The 3,404-nt window shown below is 40.9% G+C and carries 4 protein-coding genes; all 4 read right to left on the bottom strand.

What is annotated here, in order from left to right; translation table 11 throughout:
• Window positions 1–173 precede the first annotated feature (173 nt).
• Window positions 174–743, bottom strand: coding sequence for an RHS repeat-associated core domain-containing protein (locus QZ106_RS09290; RefSeq protein WP_295976566.1), 570 nt, complete (start codon window positions 741–743; stop codon window positions 174–176).
• Window positions 744–914 (bottom strand): hypothetical protein, encoded by a 171-nt coding sequence (locus QZ106_RS09285; protein ID WP_295976565.1) that lies wholly within the window; start codon window positions 912–914, stop codon window positions 744–746.
• A gap of 204 nt (window positions 915–1,118) precedes the next feature.
• Complete coding sequence (locus tag QZ106_RS09280) at window positions 1,119–1,478, bottom strand: hypothetical protein (RefSeq protein WP_295976564.1); 360 nt, start codon at window positions 1,476–1,478, stop codon at window positions 1,119–1,121.
• A 16-nt stretch (window positions 1,479–1,494) separates the two neighbouring features.
• Window positions 1,495–3,404 (bottom strand): RHS repeat-associated core domain-containing protein (locus QZ106_RS09275; protein ID WP_295976563.1); only part of this gene is annotated, 1,910 nt, incomplete at its 5' end.

Genomic DNA, 3,404 nt, shown 5'->3' with positions numbered 1-3,404 from the left:
GAATACATACATATAATAATATAAGAATATTCACTCTCTTTAAAATTATATTTTTAACCATTATTTTTTACCTAATCTATAATACTCTTTTTCCACCTCTGTAACAAAATCCTGACAATTATTTAATAAAACATTGTACTCCTTGTCACCAAATTCTAAAATGTGTTTTTCCTTTATTTGTCCTTTTTTATAGTGTGTTTTTTTATTTTTCTATTTTTTACATTTTTAACTGCTTCCTTCATTGTCTTATCATCAAAGTGCTCATTTCCACATTTGTATCCTTTTGATGATTGTTCTGAAAATGTCCCTGTGGTTGTGTATCCAATATTTGTACCATCATCAAAAAAGATATGTTCATGAAATAAACCTAGATCTAGCCCCCCTCTAAAATCCTTATCTAAATCAGTTGAAAAAGGAAAGTTTTTTAAATGTCTAGTACAAAAGTGCGCCAACCCTAACGGATCTACCCATGCTTGCGTATTATTCGCAAACTGATAAACATTCATCCCACCCATCAACCCAATCGGGTCTTGCGTAATAAACCGCCCGAGTGCGGGTTCATAATAACGCAAAAAGTTGTAATGTAAGCCGGTTTCTTCGTCGGCATACTGGTTTTGTAGGCGGAACGGTTGGTGAGCGTCCGCCATGAGGTTGTGGCTGTTACGCAGTTTGCCCCAACCAAGGTAATCACCATACCAACAAAGATTGTCGTTCTCATCCGTTAATTCCTGTGGTACACCAATCTAGTCACAATGGAAGTCGCGCGTTTGTGTATGGTTTTGTTTGTTGTCCGTGCACACCTGCGCCAACGGTTCATAGCTTTGTGGGCTGCGGTAAATATAGCTGAAAGTGCGGTCATTTTCACGATTGATTTCTTGCACCAGATGGCTGCCATCCCACACAAATTCGGTCATGGTGTGTGCTAAAAATGCGCCGTTTTCTGACCATCTAAAGCTTTTTTAAAAGTTCATTATTTGATGGATTTTCATAATGTTTTTACATCCAGATGTAAGTTCTGAAGAAAATACATGAAAAAATAAAAATATCATTAGGAGGAATAATTTTTCATTTATTCCTCCTAGAAATTTCTAGGGTAGGGGGCAGAAGATGTACGTTATTTAAGGTTTGTGCTGAATATTATTTTTAAATTTTATAAACCTATTTCTCAATTTAGGAAAAAGTACATACCACTGATAATAGAAGCTTATACTAGAAACGATAGTTACAAGAATGCTAAAAATAATATTCTCTAATTCTATTGATAATACTGGATTAATAATATGATAAACAATTAGTAGAATTAAATTTGCAAAACTACCTAATGGAAAGCTCAGGATTACTAAAATAGTTACATAAAACAGATAAGCCTCAAATTCTAAAGTTGGATTGTCTGTTTTAAATACAGATATTAAAAGATGGGATACTAAAACTATTAGAGTGATAATCCATAATAGAATAGGAAGATTTCGTTTAGACATAGTAATACCTTATTTTTTACAATGTAGGAAATATCATTTCAGTTTCAGCATGACATGCTCTTCTGCATTCAGTAAGAACTCTATCACTATATTCTTGACAGTCTTCACCCGCTGGGCCTATTGCATAATCCCTTCTCGTTAATGGATCTTTCAGTTTTTTTGTAACACAACTTTCTACACAGCTATCTGTTGATACTTTTGAACATCTCGATGCTGAATAGCTATCCTCTTTGGCGGTCGTTGGTCGAGCTTTAACCGAAAATATACTACCAGTAACAGAAGTCTTAACGCTTTGTGTTGTGCTACTGCAATACATATTGTCTGGAGAACTACCTGTACATAAATAAGTATGATTAAGTACAATAGGTGACCAGCTCCCTGATGGTTTACCTAACCCTCTTGTACACATATATGTATCCAAACCCAATGGATCAACTTGATTCTGCACCGTGCCCTCAAACCGATACAAATTCATCCCACCCATCAACCCAATCGGGTCTTGCGTAATAAACCGCCCAAGTGCAGGTTCATAATAACGCAAAAAGTTGTAGTGCAAACCGGTTTCTTGGTCGAAGTACTGGTTCTGCAGGTGGAATGGTTGGTGCGTGCTCCGTTGGGCATGGCGGTTGCTGTCGTGAATAAGCTGTCCCCAAGCGTCATAACGCCCTTTCCAAAGGAGTTTGCCTTGGCTGTCTGTCATTTCTCTAGGCACGCCGATTTGGTCGCAGTGGAAGTAGTTGACGGTATGTTGTGCGTTTTCATCCTCTTTATAACACCGCGCCAACGGTTCATAGCTGTCGGGATGGGTGTAAATGTAGGTGAAAGTGCGGTCGGTTTCTTCGTTGTTTTTCCCTTTGCGAATCTCCTGCACCAAGTGTGAGCCCGCCCAGATAAATTGCGTGTGGCATTGCTTTTCGCCTTGCTTGTTCAGTTTGGATTTTGCAATTCGTCTGCCTATCGGGTCATAATCATACACCCAACTTTCGGTGGTGTAACGGTTATGAATATCCGCCCGAATCAGTTGATGCTTTAAGTCGTAGGTATAACGCTGATAGTCACCATTGGCAGTTTGGCATTCGGTGAGGTTGCCGAGGCTGTCGTAAGTGTAACGCACACCTTGATAGTGGCTCAGGCGGTTGTTAATTACCTTTTCCGTCGGGTCGTTGATAAGGTTGCTTGCCGGGTCAAAGTAAAAGGTGTGCCGTTGTGTTCCGGTTTTCTCCTGTTGAATCCGTCCCAAGCTGTCGTACTGATACTGCGTCTGGTGCGGTGCCTCAAAGGGTTGTTGTGGGCAATGAGTACGGGTTTGGATAAGGTGACCCAATTCATCATAGCCATAAGTGCGGTCGATTTGTGGTGTATTTTGTGGATACGCAAGCTCGGTCTGTTGCACGGTCTGCTGATGGGTGAGTTGACCTAATGGATTGTATTGGTAATGCGTGGTCAGTCCCCCTTGACTGCGACAAATTTCCTGATGCAGGGCATTGCGATGGATATCCGTGATTAACTGGTGATTGAACTTAATCCCGCTTAAATGCCCACTGCCGTAGTAAAAATAGCCCAGGCTATCTCCCGATGGCAGGCGGGTTTTTAAGCGGTTGCCGTTAGCATCGTATTCATAGGCGACGGCTTGTCCATTCAAGCACTCTTCTATCAAACGTCCCGTGGCATCATAACGAAAATCAATGTGTTGTCCTGTGCAGGCAACCTGAGTCATTTGTCCGTTTAAATCAAAGCTAAAGGTCGTGCGACCGGATTGCTCGCCCTGACGAATATGCGCTTCGGTCATTTGGCCAAGCGGATTATATTTGAATTCGGCAGTACGAATTGCCGGCTTGTTGCGTTTTAGCGCGTCCGTCACACCGTAATCCGTACGTCTAATCAGCTGACCTTTAGTGTCATACTCATACTGCGTGAGCTTATCAT

This window comes from uncultured Aggregatibacter sp. (genome assembly GCF_901873365.1).
Classification (GTDB): domain Bacteria; phylum Pseudomonadota; class Gammaproteobacteria; order Enterobacterales; family Pasteurellaceae; genus Aggregatibacter.
The sequence above is the reverse complement of the archived record's forward strand: the minus strand, read 5'-3'. Positions and strand labels throughout refer to the sequence as shown.

Bases quoted from the DNA above. Each gene is read 5' to 3' on its own strand.
- QZ106_RS09285 (WP_295976565.1), bottom strand. From the start codon at position 914: ATGACCGAATTTGTGTGGGATGGCAGCCATCTGGTGCAAGAAATCAAT.
- QZ106_RS09280 (WP_295976564.1), bottom strand. From the start codon at position 1,478: ATGTCTAAACGAAATCTTCCTATTCTATTATGGATTATCACTCTAATA.